Origin of the sequence: Streptomyces spinosisporus (assembly GCF_022698145.1) — a bacterium.
In the GTDB taxonomy this organism is placed as follows: Bacteria; Actinomycetota; Actinomycetes; order Streptomycetales; family Streptomycetaceae; genus Streptomyces; species Streptomyces spinosisporus.
Genome location: NZ_JALDAX010000024.1, coordinates 47,666 through 64,877 on the forward strand (window position 1 = coordinate 47,666; position 17,212 = coordinate 64,877).

The 17,212-nt window shown below is 69.2% G+C and carries 17 protein-coding genes and 4 pseudogenes; 9 read left to right on the top strand and 12 right to left on the bottom strand.

Translation table 11 applies throughout. The annotated features are described in order from the left end of the window. Positions 1 to 17 precede the first annotated feature (17 nt). The gene (locus MQN93_RS39180; RefSeq protein WP_234024496.1) at positions 18 to 164 is read right to left on the bottom strand and encodes a hypothetical protein; all 147 of its coding nucleotides are present in this window, start codon (positions 162 to 164) and stop codon (positions 18 to 20) included. 326 nt (positions 165 to 490) lie between these two features. Between MQN93_RS39180 and MQN93_RS39185 the strand changes: the two are divergent. Both MQN93_RS39185 and MQN93_RS39190 read left to right on the top strand, forming a co-directional pair. Beyond that, a pseudogene (locus tag MQN93_RS39185) lies at positions 491 to 1,587 on the top strand (flavin monoamine oxidase family protein). Positions 1,588 to 1,733: 146 nt separating this feature from the next. Beyond that, positions 1,734 to 2,207: pseudogene (locus MQN93_RS39190) on the top strand (dihydrofolate reductase family protein); the annotation flags it as partial. Positions 2,208 to 2,306: 99 nt separating this feature from the next. Here MQN93_RS39190 and MQN93_RS39195 read toward each other — a convergent pair. Then, positions 2,307 to 2,963 carry a TetR/AcrR family transcriptional regulator gene (locus tag MQN93_RS39195; protein ID WP_372504528.1) on the bottom strand — a complete coding sequence of 219 codons (657 nt, stop codon included), beginning with the start codon at positions 2,961 to 2,963 and terminating at the stop codon, positions 2,307 to 2,309. Between the two features lie 55 nt (positions 2,964 to 3,018). Between MQN93_RS39195 and MQN93_RS39200 the strand changes: the two genes are divergently transcribed. Then, a complete protein-coding gene (locus MQN93_RS39200) occupies positions 3,019 to 3,912 on the top strand; it encodes an SDR family NAD(P)-dependent oxidoreductase (RefSeq protein WP_242713241.1) in 894 nt (297 codons plus the stop codon). 420 nt (positions 3,913 to 4,332) lie between these two features. Then, positions 4,333 to 4,458, top strand: coding sequence for a hypothetical protein (locus MQN93_RS44090; RefSeq protein WP_278191675.1), 126 nt, complete (start codon positions 4,333 to 4,335; stop codon positions 4,456 to 4,458). A gap of 153 nt (positions 4,459 to 4,611) precedes the next feature. On the opposite strand, the gene MQN93_RS39205 is transcribed toward MQN93_RS44090, so the two are convergent. The 4 genes and pseudogenes from MQN93_RS39205 to MQN93_RS39220 all read right to left on the bottom strand — a co-directional run. Further along, the gene (locus MQN93_RS39205; RefSeq protein WP_242713242.1) at positions 4,612 to 6,426 is read right to left on the bottom strand and encodes a leucine-rich repeat domain-containing protein; all 1,815 of its coding nucleotides are present in this window, start codon (positions 6,424 to 6,426) and stop codon (positions 4,612 to 4,614) included. Between the two features lie 476 nt (positions 6,427 to 6,902). After that, positions 6,903 to 7,766, bottom strand: a complete 864-nt coding sequence (locus MQN93_RS39210; RefSeq protein WP_242713243.1) for an SDR family NAD(P)-dependent oxidoreductase — start codon at positions 7,764 to 7,766, stop codon at positions 6,903 to 6,905. A gap of 68 nt (positions 7,767 to 7,834) precedes the next feature. Then, complete coding sequence (locus tag MQN93_RS39215; protein ID WP_242713244.1) at positions 7,835 to 8,269, bottom strand: MarR family winged helix-turn-helix transcriptional regulator; 435 nt, start codon at positions 8,267 to 8,269, stop codon at positions 7,835 to 7,837. A gap of 753 nt (positions 8,270 to 9,022) precedes the next feature. Further along, positions 9,023 to 9,286 (bottom strand): annotated as a pseudogene (locus MQN93_RS39220) (heavy metal translocating P-type ATPase); the annotation flags it as partial. Between the two features lie 748 nt (positions 9,287 to 10,034). On the opposite strand from MQN93_RS39220, the gene MQN93_RS39225 reads away from it, so the two are divergent. After that, positions 10,035 to 10,331 (top strand): type II toxin -antitoxin system TacA 1-like antitoxin, encoded by a 297-nt coding sequence (locus MQN93_RS39225; RefSeq protein ID WP_242713245.1) that lies wholly within the window; start codon positions 10,035 to 10,037, stop codon positions 10,329 to 10,331. Beyond that, a complete protein-coding gene (locus MQN93_RS39230; protein WP_242713246.1) occupies positions 10,328 to 10,714 on the top strand; it encodes a fic family toxin-antitoxin system, toxin component in 387 nt (128 codons plus the stop codon). Before MQN93_RS39225 ends, MQN93_RS39230 begins: the two co-directional genes overlap by 4 nt. 148 nt (positions 10,715 to 10,862) lie before the next feature. Here MQN93_RS39230 and MQN93_RS39235 read toward each other — a convergent pair whose 3' ends face one another. The 3 genes and pseudogenes from MQN93_RS39235 to MQN93_RS39245 form a co-directional block, all read right to left on the bottom strand. Continuing rightward, the gene (locus MQN93_RS39235) at positions 10,863 to 11,426 is read right to left on the bottom strand and encodes a transposase domain-containing protein (RefSeq protein WP_242713247.1); all 564 of its coding nucleotides are present in this window, start codon (positions 11,424 to 11,426) and stop codon (positions 10,863 to 10,865) included. Positions 11,427 to 11,691: 265 nt separating this feature from the next. Further along, positions 11,692 to 12,630: a cyclase family protein gene (locus tag MQN93_RS39240; protein ID WP_242713248.1), complete on the bottom strand. Its 939-nt coding sequence runs from the start codon at positions 12,628 to 12,630 to the stop codon at positions 11,692 to 11,694. Between the two features lie 280 nt (positions 12,631 to 12,910). Then, positions 12,911 to 13,097: pseudogene (locus MQN93_RS39245) on the bottom strand (transposase); the annotation flags it as partial. 215 nt (positions 13,098 to 13,312) lie between these two features. Here MQN93_RS39245 and MQN93_RS39250 point away from each other — a divergent pair. Continuing rightward, a protein-coding gene (locus MQN93_RS39250) for an IS5 family transposase (RefSeq protein WP_372504525.1) occupies positions 13,313 to 14,262 on the top strand; the annotation gives its coding sequence in 2 pieces (ribosomal slippage) (positions 13,313 to 13,706 and positions 13,706 to 14,262; 951 coding nt in all). Between the two features lie 181 nt (positions 14,263 to 14,443). On the opposite strand, the gene MQN93_RS39255 is transcribed toward MQN93_RS39250, so the two are convergent. Both MQN93_RS39255 and MQN93_RS44475 read right to left on the bottom strand, forming a co-directional pair. Further along, positions 14,444 to 14,692 (bottom strand): hypothetical protein, encoded by a 249-nt coding sequence (locus MQN93_RS39255; protein ID WP_242713249.1) that lies wholly within the window; start codon positions 14,690 to 14,692, stop codon positions 14,444 to 14,446. Between the two features lie 72 nt (positions 14,693 to 14,764). After that, complete coding sequence (locus MQN93_RS44475) at positions 14,765 to 15,070, bottom strand: SDR family NAD(P)-dependent oxidoreductase (protein WP_372504529.1); 306 nt, start codon at positions 15,068 to 15,070, stop codon at positions 14,765 to 14,767. Between MQN93_RS44475 and MQN93_RS39260 the strand changes: the two genes are divergently transcribed. Both MQN93_RS39260 and MQN93_RS39265 read left to right on the top strand, forming a co-directional pair. After that, positions 15,023 to 15,487: an SGNH/GDSL hydrolase family protein gene (locus tag MQN93_RS39260; RefSeq protein WP_242713250.1), complete on the top strand. Its 465-nt coding sequence runs from the start codon at positions 15,023 to 15,025 to the stop codon at positions 15,485 to 15,487. The genes MQN93_RS44475 and MQN93_RS39260 overlap by 48 nt on opposite strands. After that, positions 15,484 to 16,350, top strand: coding sequence for a carbohydrate ABC transporter permease (locus tag MQN93_RS39265; RefSeq protein ID WP_242713251.1), 867 nt, complete (start codon positions 15,484 to 15,486; stop codon positions 16,348 to 16,350). The genes MQN93_RS39260 and MQN93_RS39265 overlap by 4 nt, the downstream gene beginning before the upstream one ends. A gap of 43 nt (positions 16,351 to 16,393) precedes the next feature. On the opposite strand, the gene MQN93_RS39270 is transcribed toward MQN93_RS39265, so the two are convergent. Next, a complete protein-coding gene (locus tag MQN93_RS39270) occupies positions 16,394 to 17,134 on the bottom strand; it encodes an SDR family oxidoreductase (protein WP_372504526.1) in 741 nt (246 codons plus the stop codon). Between the last annotated feature and the right edge of the window lie 78 nt (positions 17,135 to 17,212).

Here is a 17,212-nt window from a genome sequence, read left to right on the forward strand (position 1 = left end):
CCTTCGCGACCTTGATCTCACAACTCCCGTCGGCGCACGGCCCGGTCGGCGAGGGCGACGGCGTGGGCGTGCTCGTACGGGCCGGTGAAGACGCGGTTGCCGAGGCGCCGGACCCGCCTGCCCGGTCCTTCCCTGAGGACTCGGCCGAGGAATCGGAGGAACACGACGTGAGAGCGCCGCATACGACGGCCGCGACGAGGGCGACCGCAGCGGTGGATGACCTTCTGCGCATCATGACCGCCATGTAAGCCCACCCTGCCCGGGACCCCTCCCGGCCTTCGGCACGGCGTCCCGTCCGTGACGAGCGTTGCCGGTCTCTGCCCTTGCCGCCTGCCCTTCCCTGCAGAAACGTGCGGGATACACCAAGGTCTCGTACGCCGTGACGGTCCGTTGGCACGCTTCCCCCCGTCGCGCAAGATCGTAAGGGGGCCTCTCCGTGGCAGAACCTCAGGTCGGGACGGGAAGGAGCCGACGCGCGTTCTTGCGCAGTGTGGGTGTGACCGGCGGTGCCGGTGCCCTGTTCGTTCGCCACGATGAGGGCGCTCGGCCTCGCGCCTACGGCCGCCTACGCGGCGGAGAAGGACGCACCGCTCCGCGCCCCCAGCCGCGGACGGTGAGGTTGCGGCCGGCTGACCGACGTCAACGGTTTCAGCCAGACCGCGCGCTTCAGCAAGGGCCAGTACACGAACGCCAGCCCCGCCCAGTGAATGCTCACGCTCGACTACTGCGGTGAACTCGGCGTGCCCATCGAGGTCTTCACCAACACCAACGCAGGTGCGCTCATCTACAACGAGACCACCGGCGTGAAGGCGCCGGTTCAGTACCTCACCGCAAAGGCCGACGTCTACGGTTTCATTGCCAAAGAACGGCTGCTCACCTTCCTCAAGAGCTACGGCTCCCTCGGCTCGGACTACCGGTACACCGGGACCGAACACCGCGGCTTCAGCATCGACGTGGGCCGCTACTTCTCCTCCGAGTTCGGCTACGACCAGGCGATGCTGATGCTCCAGCCCGTCGGCGGCATGGACCGGATACCGATGGCGTTCGCCCGCGCCATAGGCGAAGAGAAGATCCGCACCGGCGCAGCCGTCCTACGCCTCCAAGATCGGCCTGGAGTACCGAAGCCGGTGGCGGGAACGGGAATTCAAGATCTTCGGCCGGATCACCGAGACCGACCTCGATCTCGACCACATCTGGTACCCCTCCTACGGCCACCTGGCCGAGCGCGGCCTGATCATCGGCTACTACAACACCGGCGCCCACTCCGACCTGTACTCGGCCCTCACCTCGGCCCAGCGCCTGCAACGCGCCCTCGACCAGGGCGTCAAGACGCACGGCAGCAAGTACCGCAGCGAACTCGCCGCCTTCTACGCCCACCATTGGAAGCTCGTCCCCCACCTCGAAGGCGCCTGGCACTCCATGCCCGACGGCCCGGGCGCGCCGGCCTATGCGCCCGTCAACACCGCCCAGGGACACGTCTACTTCGCCGGTGACCACCTCAACTACATGGACGCCCGGCAGCACGGCGCGGTCTCCTCCGCGCGCAAGGTGGTCACCGCGCTGCACCAGCGCGTGCTCGCCTCCTGACGCGCCCACCCGGTACACCACGCCGCGCCACCACGCCGGCTGCGCTTCCAGCACGAGGACGAGCGGCGCGCCGGGAGCGCACACCGATGAATTCTCTGCGCCGCCCCGGTCCACCCTGTCGGGTACTTCCGAACGGAAGGCTCCCTGAGCTGTTCCAGTGGTGGCTCGAGTGCGAGCAGGCGAGTGACCTGACGCTGTACGGGCGCAAGCTGTGGGAGGCGATGAGCTCCTACTGGCCGACCGGCGACCAGCAGCCGGACGCCACCCCGGCGGAGATCGAGTTCGCGCGGAACTAGCGGGACACGCCGAAGGTCGTGTTCTCCTCGACGGTTCGCGAGACCGGCTGGAACAGCCGCCTGGTCACCGGCAACGCGGGCGCCTAGATCACCCGTCTCAAGGCCGGGGACGGCGGCCCGATGAACATCGGCGGCGCCGCGCTCGCCGGTGCGGCCATGCGCGCCGGGCTGATCGACGAGTACGTGATCGCCACCCATCCGGTCCTGGTGGGCGGCGGCACGCCGTTCGTCGCCTCGCTGGACAGCTGGGTGAACCTGAACCTGGTGCAGACGCGGGCCTTTCCCGGCGGCGTACTCGCGGCCCGGTACGAGACGAGGCGCTGAGCTGCTGATGTCCTCGCTCCTCGCGCGGCTGCGGCCACCGCACGCGCGAGCGCCGCGGGCGAACCATGCGGGAGGAGCGGCGGACCACCCGCGGCGCCGTCATCCGTCCGCGGTTCCCCTGAGCAGGGCGCCGAGCACCCGCTGCAGTCGCGGTTCGACTTCGACGACGGCGTGGGCGAGGCGCGGGTCGCTGCGGTAGAGGGCCTGGATGTGCGGGCCGGGGGTCGCCATCTGCCACAGGGCGCCCGCGAGGCTGGTGGCGGTCGCGATGACGTCGACGGCCTGTGTCTCGTCCAGTCCGAGCAGCCGGCGCAGTTCGCCGCCGATGCGCTCGACCTCCTCGAGCGTGACGAGCTTGAAGGCCCTGACCGACTCGACCGACACATTGCGTTCGAGGTTGAGCGGCGCCTGGGCCAGCAGGTCGCAGAAGAGGGGCCGGCTCGCAAGGGTGGCGGCGAGCACCCGGCCGACCGACTCCGGGGTCGCCGCGCCGGTCTCCTGCAGCCGGTGGCACAGATCCGCGGACCATTCCCGCCAGCCCGCCGCGGTGATCTTGAGGAATATCTGCTCACGGGTCTCGAAGTAGCGCAGCAGGGCGGACTTGTGCATGCCCACGGCGGCGGCGATGTCGGTGAGCGTGATCTCCCGGATGCCGCGCTCGGCGCCGAGCTTGCGGGCTGCTTCGAGGATCGCCTCTTCACGTTGCTGCTTGGCCTGTGCGCTGCGGGCGCGCTGGAATCCGGACGCGGTCACCAGCCCATGATAGAGCAACCGCGTTGCGTTATTAACAAAACGGTGTTTCACTAAGGGCATGGAACAAGCTCAGCACCAGCAGCAAGTCTGGTTCGTCACCGGCTCCTCGCGCGGTCTCGGCCGCGCCCTGGTCACCGCCGCCCTCGACGCGGGCGACCTGGTCGTCGCCACCGCGCGCCGCCCCGGACAGCTCGACGATCTCGTCAAGCGCTACGGCGACGACCGCATCCACCCGGTCGCCCTCGACGTCACGGACGCCGACGCCGCGCGCGGCGCGGTCGACGCGGCTGTCAGCCATTTCGGCCGCATCGACGTACTCGTCAACAACGCCGGGTACGCGAACGTGTCGCCGATCGAGACGACGGACGACGCCGACTTCCGCACCCAGTTCGAGACCAACTTCTGGGGCGTGTACCACGTCACCAAGGCGGCCGTACCCGTCCTGCGCGCGCAGGGATCGGGCACGGTCGTACAGGTCTCGTCGGTCGGTGGACGCGTGGGCGGATCGCCCGGCATCGCGTCCTACCAGGCGGCCAAGTTCGCGGTGGACGGCTTCAGTCGAGTCCTGGCCGTGGAGACGGCACCGTTCGGCGTACGCGTCATGGTCGTGGAGCCGAGCGGATTCGCCACCGACTGGGCCGGGTCCTCCATGACGGTCCAGCCGGTGCCCGCGGAGTACGAGGACACCGTCGGGCTGATGAACCGGCGCATGCGCCAGAACGACGCCGGAGCCGCCGGCGACCCGCAGCGCGCCGCCGAGATCATCGTCGGCGCGGTCCGCCGCAACAACCCGCCGTCACACCTCCTGCTCGGCGTCAACGCCGCCGAGATGGCCATGGCGTACTCCCGGCACCAGCTCGCGGAATCCGCCGCCTGGCAAGGCGTCAGCCGCTCGGCCGATTTCGCCGAGCCGTACCCTGCCCCCTTCCCGCCGGACGAAGCGGCGGCGTGAGCGGCGGGCAGCGCGTCGCTCCGCCAGGTCAGACGACCAGGACCCGGCGCCCGCGCGTGTGACCGGCCCGGCTGCCGATGCGGGCTGCCGCGTATCAGTCGGAGATCGCCGTCGGGCGGTTCGGACGTTCCACGCGCCACCGGGACGGCACCGAGCTCCACTTCGTTCCGTCGCGGCAGGTCGCCGAGGGTGCGCGCGTCAGACATCGGCGGACTCCTGTGCCGGAAGGTGTCCCATCCGTACGGCCATGGCCCGCGCGGTGGCGGCCACGATCGGACCGACCCGCCTCCGCCCGGTCGAGCCGCACCGACGGACCGCCGATCGCAAGGGCCGCCTGCGGCAGGCCGTCGAAACCGGCCACCGGGGCGGCGACGGAGGTCGGGCCGACCTCGGGCTCGCTCTCGATGAGGGACCAGCCGCGTGCGCATACGTGCTCCAGCTGCGGTCCAACTCCTCCCGCGCGTCACGCTGCCCGCCGCCCCGGGACGCGACGCCGAGACGAAGACCGGTCAGCCGCTGCTGTCGGTGCCCGATATGCAGGCGTAGACGGTGCCCTGGCCGGAGTTGTTGACCACGGCCGCCGTCGCGATGGCCTCGGCACACGCGCCCAGGGACGCCGAAGGCGCCGGAGGCCATGCCGTCCGGCGCCTTCGGCCGTCTCAGGGCTCGAACATGTCCCGTGGGGCAGGCCGCCCGGCGTCACACTCCGGTCACGGTCACTCCCCGCTCGGTGAGCACCGTGTGCATCGGAACGGGCCGGCCGTGGTACGCCTCCCAGGACATGCTGTACGGCAGCGCCGCCTTCTGCAGGGACGGCAGGTCGAGGAGCGGGCTGACGTCCTCAAGGGCGCGGCACTCCAGCAGGTCGACGTCGTTGAGGCCGGGCAGGCCGGACAACGCGCCGGCGTCCTTCAGTTCGGGCAATCCGAGACGCAGGACGCGCAGGCTCTCGTGGCCGGCCAGGCCGGACAGGTCCCGCCAGAGGGCGCCCGACATGGTGAGGTCGACGAGCGTCCCGGCCGGCAGGTCGGTCACCTGCGGACAGCCCTCGATCACCAGCTTGCGCAGACCGGTGCAGTCCTCCAATGCGCGCAGTGAGCCGAGGTTCGGCACCTGGTAGAAGGTCAGCTCTTCCACCGGGGCGCCGGCGAGACCCCCCGGGTCCGCCAGGACCGGGCAGTGCTGGACGCTCAGTTCGTGCAGCGCGGGCAGTTCGCCGAGACCGTCGAGGCCGCTGAGCGACGGACATTCGTAGAGATCCACCTCGCGCAAGGCAGGCAGCTCACCGAGGTGGCCAGGGGCACGCAGGGAACGGCAGGCGCGGGCCGACAGGCTGCGCAGCAGCTTCTGTCGCCCGAGGCCTTCCAGGCTGACCAGGTTGTCGCAGTCCTTGACGTTGATGGATCGCAGGTCCGCAACGCCCGAGAAGGGCGACAGATCACGCAGTCGCGGCATGTTCCGCAGGTTGATGACTTGCAGCGACGGCAGGTGGGTGAGGGCGGAGAAGTCCTCGAGTTCGGGACAGTCCTCGAGAGAGATCACGGAGAGACCGCGGACGGTTTCGAGTCCGTGCAGTGTGGTGAGCCCACCGGACTCCGTGACGAACAGCCTCCGCAGGCCGGTCAGCGCGGACAGCCCGGTCAGGTCGGTCAGTCCGTCGCAGCCCGTGATGTTCAGCCAGTCCAGGCCGGGGTGAGCGCCGAACCCGTCGAGTGTCCTCAGCCGAGGGCAGTTCTCCAGGCCCAGGTCGGTCAGGGCGGGCAGCGTGTCGATGCCGGTCAGCTCCCGCAGACGGCCACAGCTGCGCAGCTCCAGCTTGGTCACGGCGGGGAGGTCGCGCAGTCCGGTCAGGTCTCGGATCGCGGTCCAGCCCAGGTCGAGGTGGGTGAGCCGGGTCAGCCCGGACAGCGGTGAGACATCCCGCAGGGAGCGGCAGCCACGCAGCGTCAGCGCCTCCAGCGCGGGGAACGCCGTACCGAAGCCGTCGACCGACTCCACCTTGGTCATGCTCAGGTCCAGCTCGCACAGCTGCCCGAGGGTCAGCAGCGGTGCCGCGTCCGACACGGCCCGGCAGCGGTGCAGGCTGAGCCGGGTCAGCCCGGTGAGGCGGCCGAGCGGGGTCAGGTCCTCGATCCCCGCGCAGCCGCCGAGGTCGAGCTCGGTGAGCTGCGTGAGCTGCCCGATCTCGGTGATGTCGGTGATCTCCGCACAGCGGTCGACGTGCAGGGAGCGCAGCTGGGTGAGGTGGCGCAGGCCGGTCAGCGAGGTCATCCGGCGCAGGCGCAGCGAGGTGCGGTTCTCCCGGACGAAGGCGGGGACGAGGAGGGCTGCGCAGAAGCCGTCCGGGTCGGCCGCGTGGGGCCACATCCGCAGCAGCAGCTCCGAGGAGTACTCCGACGCGGCTTCGTACCGGGCGGTCAGCTTAAGCGCCGTCCCGTCGTCCGGGATCAGGACGAGCTGCCCGATGGCCTTGCGTATCCGGGCGGGCTTGCCCGTCTCCAACAGCCTTTGCAATTCGCCCAGTTGATTGTCGAGGTCATGGCACGCGACCCTATCGGTCCGGTCTGACAACGGGACGCCGACACGGGCAACCCCGAGGGCAGGCCGGCCGGCGTCCGGACCTTCCGCGCCCCTGTCCACCTGGTACCCGCGCGCGTCCTGTTGCCCGCGTGCGGCACATGGCGCGCTGTTGCCCGCGTGCAGCACATGGCGCGCGGCTCAGCGACGCACCAGCACCACGTGCGTGACGTTGGGCGAGCTGACCATCTCGGCCACCCGGTAACGACGGCGGGTCAGCTGTCCGCGCGGGGGCGGTCGGCTCAGGCCAATGGACAACGCCCTCTCCTTGCGGGTCGTTAAGGCGCCGCTGAGCAGTACAAGGGTGGCCAGGAAGACCATCGCGACCCCCAGTCCCATTACCGCCCGAGCCGCGATCAGCCGCGCCGAGGAGCCGGCATAGCCGCCGGTGAAGAGCCATTACCGGCGCCCCTTCATCGGACCGGATAGCCCGCGATCGTCTCGTGATAGGTCTTCCCGCCGCTCATCCTGAGCAGCCGGGCGACATGCCGCCTGGTCAACGCGGCTGCGATCAGATCACCGATGCGGGGCGACAAGGCCTCACCGAGCAGCAGCATGTTCGCCATGCGCGGCAGCACTACCCGTCGCTTCCCTTGCCGGACCGCGGCCACTACGGCTCGGGCCACGTCGTGCGCCGACAGCGGCGTCATGTGCCGGAACGGGGGCGGCATCTCCGCCTCCTTCGCCTCCCGCAGCAGGTCAGTGGCGGTGAGCGCCGGATAGATCACCGACACGCGGATCCCACCGCCGGACACCTCCTGGCGGAGGCTGTCCGAGAAGGCAGAAACCCCGTGCATCACGATGGCGTACGAGCCGAATCGAGCGAATGCCTTGCGCCCCATCACGGACGACATGTTCACGATCGCCCCGGACCCCTGCTGCCGAAACACCGGCAGCACGGCCTGCGTTACGTTGATCATTCCGAAGAGGCTCGCACGCATGGTCTGACGAACGTTGTCTTCGAACGCCGCCGACTCGACACGGCCCACCTTCCCGATCCCGGCGTTGTTCACCAGCACGTCGATCCGCCCGAAGCGTGCCACCGCTGCGTCCACCAGGGCCGTCACTGCTTCGGGAGAGGTCACGTCCGTCGGCACGGACAGCGCTTGTGACCCCAGAGCGCGCACTTCACCCTCGACCCCAGCCAGCCCTTCGGCCGAGCGGGCCGCGAGAACCAGCAGAGCCCCCTCCCGGGCGAACGCCAGTGCAATGGCCCTGCCGATCCCCCGGGATGCACCCGTGATCAGTACGACCCGGTTCGCGAAGGAGACACTCATGACAATCTCTCTCTCGTTGTGTATGCAACATTGCTCGTAAAAGGGGGGTCATGGTCCGCCCCCCGGCGCTATGCGCTCGGCGGATAACCCATGTCGCTCGCGATTCCCCGGATCGCCGTCACGCCGGCCCCCAGAAGCTGAGCCGCCCGCTCCTGGGCCTGCCGCCAGTCCGGCACAACGGATTCGATCTTGGCTCGGCCCGCGTCAGTCAGGACGACTTCGCGCATGCCCTTCGCGTCGGACGCCGCAGCCTCGATCCAGCCCTGCTTCAGCAGCAGACGCAGGTTCCGGCTGACCGTGGACCTCTCCAGCTGGAGCACCTCCCCCAGCCTGGCCGGCGGACACGGGCCCACCTTGCCCAGCGCGGCCAGCAGGTTGACCTGGGCAATCGTCACCCCGTGAGGCTCAAGGGCGCCGTCGTAGAGACTGGTGACCGTCCGACCTATCAACCGGATACGCACCGCCAGGCAGTCCTGCACGATTTCATCGACCGAGGCACTCACCCTCCAATGTTGTGCCTACAACAACCTTCCGTCAAGCACCCGCCTCCCCCTCCCCCCTGCCTACCCGGACTGAGACATCAGCCGGCCCGCCGCACGTTGGCCGGATCCCGCCGCGGACCGTTTTGAACCACCGGCGCATGGGCCCACCGGCCAGAACACCACATGGTGGCCCGGGCCTGACAAGCGCCCGCCAGCGCTGCTGTCTCCACCAGCCACTGCCCGGCACTCCCCCGACCGAGCCTGCGCCTGTCAGGTCGGGCACCGACTCCAGACGGGGGCGCAGGTCGGCCACGCGATCGGGGTCGAGCGGTCCCAGCTTCGCCAGGATCGCGGGAATCGGGGAGGACGGGGCGCAGGTCACGAGATGCCTTCGGGGCGACGGTTTTTGGGCACCGTGATGGTCACGAGACCTGTGCCCGTTCCGCTATGCGCCCTACGCAGTCGAGCCGCGCAGCCCCCGAGCCCCAGGAGCCCGAAGGCGAACTGCATCGAGGACGTCCCGGTGGCACGTCAGGTAGGGAACGCTCGGCGGGTTCACGCTCGATCAGTCGGCGCGAACCCCGCCTCGCGGCCAAGCGCCACGGTCGTCGGGAACCGCATCACGTAGCGCGTCAGCGCGAGCTCCAGCACGGTCGAGACGCACCATGCAGCCCGCGCTGGTAGCGCATCACCATCGACGGTCGATCTTCGCGTCACGTGCGACGTCCCGAACGGTCGCCCTTGTGGTTGTCCGGTCGCCTCGGCTGCGGTTGCTCACGAGGCGTCCCCGGCGGCCCGCGGCCATGCGGCTTCCCGCAGCAGGCGCAGGCCGTTGAGGCCGACGATGACGGTGGACCCCTCGTGCCCGGCGACACCGAGCGGCAGCGGGAGCGGGGCGATCAGGTCCCAGGCCACCAGCACCGTGATGAAGGCCCCAGCGATGACCAGGTTCTGCGCCACCAGACGGCGGGCCCGGCGGGAGAGCGCCACCACGGCCGGGATCGTGGCGAGTTCGTCGACGACGACGGCGTCGGCGCCCGGGGAGAGCCGGGTGAAGGCCGCCAAAAAGTCGGACGGCGCGTCGACACACTTCCCGAACGGCGGCAGCTGATCTCGCCCCCGGTCCTTAGACAGGGCACGTTGTCGGGCGGCCTGCCAGGTCGCGATGCGCCCGTAGAACACCACGATCTCCACGACCAGACCACCCACGCCGCCACACGTGACGGACGTCGTCCACGGCATGACCATTCCCCCCTGGCAATGCTGCGGTTGACGCCCCCTCAGCATTCCAGAGCACCGATGTGTCCGGGATAGAGACGACACGATTCCTCATATGATCTTTTGCGAATTCCGCGTCCCCCGGCAGCGGGTGCCTTGATGTGCAGCAGGGTGTCTTGATGTGCGGATCGCCACAGCCGGACAGATCGACCCAGCCGACGTCGTCGCCGAGGATGACCAGGATGCTGGGGTGATTGCTGGCTGAGGCGGCGGGGCGGGCCTTGAAGAGCCGCTCGGCGGGCTCGGAGTCGGTAACGGCCGCCATGCTCGTACCGGCGACCGCGGTGACCGCACCGCCACCGGCTAGACCGCCGAAGGCGCGGCGGGAAACCTGAGGCATGTGATCGAGGCCGATCAGTGCTCCGGTGTATCGGTCTCGAATCACAGGCAGCATTGACGGCCTGTAATGCTGGCCCCGAAGGCCTGCAGCGTCGGTCCTGAACCCAGAGGTGCTGAGGCCTTCGACTCCCCCTGACACACGCATGGTATCGCTGATACCATAGATACCATGTCGGATCCCAAAGCGATGAGCCTGCGTTTTCCCGACCCCGCGCAGCGGGCCGCCATTGCGGCCGCGGCCAAGCAGGCGGGGGTCAGCATGCAGGAGTACATCCTCTCCGCTGCCTACGACCGCGCGACCGCCGTGGAGCGGCGGTTCCTGGACGGTTTCAAAGCCTCCATGGACCGTAGCGGCGCGGCGTTCGCGGCCGAGCCCGGCAACCTGGACCCCGGCCCTGAGCAGCGAGCGGCCGAGCGGGACGCACTGCGGGAGCTCGAAGACCAGGAGCGAGGACACGCCGCGTGACCCAGCCGGAACCGCCGCACCCGCTCGACGTCACGTTTCTCCTCCATGCCGCCGAGCTGCTCGACGGCGATCCTCAGGTCGACGACTACGGACCGCTGTATGCCGCCGTCGCCCGGGTCAACGCCCGAGCGATGGACCGCGACATCTACGGCTCCCTGCACCTGAAGGCCGCCGCGCTGCTGCAGACGCTGGCGAGACTGCCGTGCTTGGAGCACTCGAACGAAGCCTTCGCCTGGCATGCCACCGAGGCCTACCTGATCCTCAACGGACGAGGACTCGACTATCCGCCCAAGGCAGCCGTCGCTCTCGTGCGCGACGCGGCCTCCCAAGCAGTCGGAGTCCCCCGCATCGCCCGCCAGCTGCGCGACTGGACCGTCGCCTGACCCACATTTGGCCGACCGGGGCCTCGTGGTAAGCCACCACCCCGCACCGGATCCGGATCGGTGTGGACGCGGTCGCCGGTGGCGTGGATGCGTGAAAGCCAGGATCCGTCCCGCAACTGCCGGTCGACGGGCAGGAGCCGGTTGGCGGTCACCCGCCACAACAGATCGGCCCCGCTGCCACTGAAGGCCCGCCACAACGGAACACCGACGAACTCCCGGTCGGCCAGGACGAGCTGACCCTCTTGGCAGGACGGGGCAGGCGGCCGACCAGGGTGACCTCACCAGTGCGGCAGCCGGCCAGCTCCGCGTCCACCACGAGATGGGTGCCCACCTCGATCAGACAGGCCATCCGCACCTGGGGAAAGCAGGACTTGTCGTGGCCTCGGGGTTGCCGGGACGGCCGAAGGCGACCTCGTTGCCCTGCACTGTCGGCGACCTCCCAGCAGGTCCCGTCCACCGCCAACAGCCGCAGCCCTCGCCAGAACACTCCCGGAGTGGTCTCGGTGCCCATCGCCGTCGCGGTCGTGGCAAACAGCACCCGCAGCGGCTCCGATCCCAGCCGCTGACGGGCCCGAAACAGCGACGACTTCGCCGGTGCATGCCACTCACCCAGCAAGCCCGCACCTCGCAGGCCCTCGACCAGCTGCCGCATCACTTCCAGATACGGAGCCGACGAGAACAGGGCCAGCGCGAGTACGAGATACACCACCATCCGGGTCAGCAGCAGGCCTCTCCGATGCTCCGCACGACCACCACCGCTGCCACACCGCACTCGGCGGCCACCCACCCATCAGCCGTGTGAACAACGTTTCAGGTCAATACAACCAGAGCGTGTTGGACAAGGTCACCGAGCAGATCCTCCCGGTGGTGCGTGGACAGCTGCGGATCACCGAAGGCAACGTCCGCAGCCACAGCGCATGGCTACTCGACTCCGAGGCGGTGGAAGGTGCCGACTCCGTCGGGCGCGAGTCCCGCGGTCAGAAGGTGGCGATCGGGTTGACCGGGCTGCCGGACGTACCGGCGAAGCGCACCGGCGCGACTGCCAGGTGGAAGTCCCACTGGCCGAGCTCGGCAGCCGTCGTCGCGCACGGCTCCAGGTCGCAGTTGTCGAGCAGCCACAGACCCATCGCGACAAGGCTCACGGCGTGAACCGGCATCAACACATCGTCGTACCCCGACGGCTGAACGTCCTGAGGGGTGTCAGCGCCGATCAGCGCCACCTCCCGTTCCTGCAGCCACGGCAGGCAAGCCGCGTGCCAGCCGGCCTGCGTGATACCGCCGGCCGCACCGCCCTCGTGCCGGACGCGGCCACCGCCGGTCCGCAGGAGTACCGCGTCGCCGGATCGCACCCGCACGCCCTGGCGACGCTCGGCCTCCTCGAGATCCTCGGGAAACACACCGTCACCCGGTTCCAACCACGGCACATCGCGGACCCTCGCGATGTCCAGCAGGACACCACGCGTGATGATCCCGTTCGCCGCCGACGTCACGGCCGCCCACGCCGATCCCGTTGCGGCGTCGATCAACGAGTGTGACCGCCCGTTGTACATCGTGCCGTCCCAGAAGATGTGGCACGGCGAGTCGATATGGGTGATCGTGTTGCCGTGGAACATGATGCCGAGCCGCTCGTTCGAAAAGCCCCAGCGCCGGTCGTTGCGGAATGCGGCCACCGGCATGTCTTCGGCACCCGGCATGTCGGCGGCACACGGACACGCCGTCGTCGCCCGCTCCATCTCTTCCGGCACGGCAACCTCCCATGCGCACGACAGGCTCCTGCCGTGGCGCACGGCCCGCGCTGCAGCCAGCCGGACGTCGTCGGTGATGTGGTTCAGAGTCCCGAGCTCGTCGTCCTCCCCCCACCGTCCCCAGTTCGACAGCGTGTTGAAGTACCCGAGCACCTCGTCCTGCGTGGGCATCGGTCGTCCTGCGGTCATCCCAGCATCGACTCCTCCGGTCACGCGGTTCCAGGCACCGCCGGCAGGGTATCCCGCCCTCTTCTTCGACATGCAAAGGCGCACTGAACTGGCATGACACCAGGCCAGGTTCGAGAGGTCGATCAACGGCGTGAAGCATTCTCGGGACGGCCCATGGCAATGTGACGGACGAACAATGGGTCCGGCTGGAGGCGGTGTTGCCGCCCGGATCGGCCGCCCGCTGCCGCAGACCGCCATTCTTCCAGGCAGCCGGCCGTTGTCAGCAGGTCATGCTCGAGCCGAAGCCCAACTCCCGGGTCAGGTGCTCCCACTGCATACCGGTGTGCGGCACGAACAGGATCCCGCAGAATGCCTACCGGCCCGGTACCCGCGGCCGTCCCCTCCACCAGCTTCGAAGGCGGCTCGGGCAACAACGGCTCGATCAGCGACCACAGTTCATCCGACGCGATCCACGGCTGCGACTGAGGTTTGCCCACGACTAGACCAACGAGCCGACAAACCGACAGCCACGTGATCAACCGCTTTTGCCAGAGCCGGTAAGGGAGATGGCAAGGTGTCCCTGACGTGTTGACCAAACGCGTTGGAGATCTGGCCGATGGGATCCACGGGCTCGGGACTAGGGCCTGTTGCGAAAGTGGATCTTGTTCGTTGATGATCACGTCCTGTGGGACGTGGTGATCTGACGAACCGCCAGTGGGCCCGGCTGGAGCCGTTGTTGCCGGCGGGCATCAAGCCCGGCCATCCGCCGGTGTGGACGCGGCGGCAGCTCATAGACGGCATACGGTGGCGGACCCGGACCGGTGCACCCTGGCGCGACGTGCCGGAACGCTATGGGCCGTGGGAGCGGGTCTACGATCTGTTCCGGCGCTGGCAGCGGGACGGCACCTGGGCGAGGATCCTCACCCAACTTCAGGCCGAGGCGGACGCCAAGGGCCTGATCACCTGGGACGTGAACGTCGACTCCACCGTCTGCCGGGCCCACCAGCACGCCGCCGGAGCGGCGAAAAGGGGGACCTCCAGAAGGAACCGCCCGGCGGGATCTTCGCCGAGCCGGCCGACCACGCACTCGGACGATCCCGCGGCGGACTGACCAGCAAAATCCACCTCGCGGTCGAGCAGGGGCAAAAGCCCTTGTCCGTCGTGATCACGGCCGGGCAGCGGGGCGATTCCCCGCAGTTCGAACCGGTCCTGGAAGCCATCCGGGTCCCCAGGCTGGGGCTCGGCAGGCCGCGCAAGCGTCCCGACCGGGTTCGGGCCGACAAGGCGTACGACTCCCGCGGAAACCGCTCCTACCTGCGCAGATGCGGGATCAAGGCCACCATCCCGGTCCCGGCGGACCGTGTCCGCAACCGCCTCAAGCGCGGATCGCGCGGCGGGCGGCCGCCGGCGTTCGACAAGGACGACTATAAGCAGCGGCACGCGGTCGAGTGCGGGATCAACCGGCTAAAGCGCCACCGGGCCGTCGCCACTCGTTACGACAAACTCGCCGTCCGCTTCGAAGCGACCGTGCTGGTCGCAGCCATTAACGAGTGGCTGCGACCAGTACTTTCACAACAGGCCCTAGCCGTGTGGCCCCGAGCAAACCAACCGCGCGTGGCCCGGATGGTCGGCTGACGAAGCACTCTCCTCCCAGCAGCGTGAGTAGTCGCCCAACCGCACCGAAGCCCCGTCGCAACCATGCTGAGACGGGGCGTGTCGGGGCTCCGGCCGCGGTCAAGCTCCTCCGGGAGCAATGCACAGGCGACGGGTAGTTGGCCGCGGCGGAACCGGATGTGGTGGCGAAGATGGCTGGCGCTCAGCGCAGGACCAGCAGCGGCTGGGTGCGCTCGGCGTGCAGCTGCCACAGGTGCTCGGCCACCTCATCGGGCTCATGGGTAAGGCCGGCGCCGATGGCGCCGACGATGGTCACCTGGGCCACGTGGACGCCGTCGTCTGCGAGGGTCTCGTGCAACAGCCGCACATACGCGGACTCGGCGGCATAGGCAATCGCGGAGACCGTCCGGTCGCGGTGAGGGTCGACCGCGGCACCTCCGGTGGTGAACAAGTAGGGTGCCGCGCCCGCGCCGGCGCATGCCCGGCGTGAGCGCCCGCACGGTGGCCGCGGCGGCCGCCACACTCAGCGCCACCGCGTGCTGGATGTCGGCGGGCTCCGTCTCGAGCACGGGCTTGATCCACTCCAGGCTGGGCCGCGGGCTGAACAACACCACCTTGCCGCCCCCACCTGTGCCTCGACCTCCCGCAGCGCTGTCTCCAGCGCTGGGGTGTCGGTGATGTCCGCAGGGACGGCCGCGTCCGTGATGCCGCCTTGGTGCAGGTCCTCGGTGAGGGAGGTCAGCGTGGCGGGCGTGCGGGCGATCAGCCCGACCTTGTGGCCGTGCCGCCCGAACCTGCGGGCGGCGGCCGCGCCCAGGCCGGGGACCAGACGGGGAACCCGGTCGGCTGCGCCCGCTCCGACCGTATCTGCCCCTCCCTCGTCGCCGCCGGACTCGGCGTGAAGGGTGGGGACTTCAAGGACGTCAGCTGCTCCGGGGCCACCCTCACCGACCTGACTGCACGACAGTCCACCGGCGACGGCACCAACCCCACCCACCTCACCGCGCTGTCCCGCGACACCCGCCTGGTCACGGTCGGGACCGGCGGCAACGACATCGGCTTCACCTCGATGATCAGGCAGGACGCGCCTTGCGCCCGGAAGTACGCCGACGGCATACAGGAGATCTTCGACCGGGCGTTCAAGACCGGCGACTACCAGTACGCCGCCGAGTCGCTGGTCCTCGCCGTCGTCACCGGCATCCTCGCCTTCGTCTTCTACCGCGTCACGAACAGGAAGGTGTCATGAGCGCCGTCACCACCGGGGGCGGCGTACGCCCCACCCGCCGGGCGGTGGCGCTCACCACCGGTCTGCTGATCGTCTTCCTGCTCTACTCGCTCGCCCCCACCTGGTTCCTGCTGGTGACGTCGACCAAGGACCAGACCGACCTCTACTCCACCTTCGGCCTGTGGTTCTCCTCGAACCACCTCGCCGACAACTTCCAGGCCATCTGGGACTACCACGACGGGGTCTTCGGTCGCTGGATCGCCAACTCCGTCCTCTACTCCACGGTCGGCGCCGCGGGGTCGACGTTCATCTCGCTGGCCGCCGGCTACGGCCTGGCGAAGTACGAATTCCGGGGCAGAGGCGCCCTGTTCGGGGTCATCGTCGGCGCCTCGCTGCTGCCGAGCACCCTGCTGGCGTTCCCGCTCTACCTCGTCTTCGCGAAGATCGGTCTCACCAACACCGTGTGGGCGGTGCTGATCCCGTACTTCATCAACCCCTTCGGGGTGTACCTCGGCAAGGTCTACGCCGACACCTCGATGCCCACCGAGCTGATGGAAGCTGCCCGCATCGACGGCGCGAGCGAGACGCGGATCTTCTTCTCGATCGCCCTCCGGCTGGTGCGCACCGGCGGCATCACCATCTTCATGCTCGATTTCGTCAACATCTGGAACAACTTCTTCCTCCCCCTGTTCATGCTCAACGGCGAGCGCTCCTTCCCCCTCACCCTGGGCCTCTTCTCCTGGGTGCAGCAGGCACAGCAGTCCCGTGACATGAACACCCTCGTCCTCACCGGGTCGCTGCTGTCGATCATTCCGCTGGCGGTCTTCATATTCGCCCTTCAGAAGTACTGGCGCAGCGGAATCCTCATGGGCAGCCTCAAGTAAAGGATCAGTCGTGCCCGACGCACCCATCACAGCCGTGCTCAACTCACCCGGAAGACGTGGCGTGCTCAAGTACGCCGGGGCGACCGGGGTCGTGGCTGCCGCCATCGGTCTGCCGACAGTCGCGACCGCCTCCCCGGCCTTCGCGGCCGACCCGGAGGCGGCGCGCGCCCGGGGCCGTGCCCCGCTCGACGTCCTCGTCTTCGGCGACGCGCGCTCCGAGAAGGCTCACCAGCTCACCGCCACCCTCTCCGACACGGTCACCGGCGGCCTCGGCCAGAGTGCCCGCGTTCTCAACCCGACCGAACCCGCCTCGTACGCGGGCGGCACCCTGAGGTTCGAGGTCGCGGTCAGCCCGACCGGCACCACCTACGTCACCGTCCGCCTGTGGGGCGACGATTTCGACGACAGCTCGGCCGAGGCCGCGTCCGGCACCGACATGTGGCGCCTCCAGCTGTTCTGCGAGGGCAAGCAGGTCGGCCACCAGGACCAGGGAGCCGTCGACAACCTCGACATTCTCGACACCGCGCCCCGCACGCCGGGCCGTTTCTTCTTCCACACCCTGCCGGGACGCCTGCGGACCGCTGAGGAACGCCACGGCGTCGGCGATCTCGCCGGGTGTGCCGGATCGGCCGGCGCCACACGCGTCGAGCATCTTGAGCATGTGGCCGCCGGAGTCCGACTCCGACTCCGCCTTCGCCATGGCGGTGGAGATGACGCCGGGGCTGACGGTGTTGATGCGGGCCCCGCGCTGGTTCCAGGCGAGCGCGGCGGCCTGCACCCGCACCAGGTTGGCGCGCTTGGCCAGGATGTACGCGCCGATCGAGTCGTCGTCGCCGAGCGCCGTGACCGCGTGCAGGGCGAG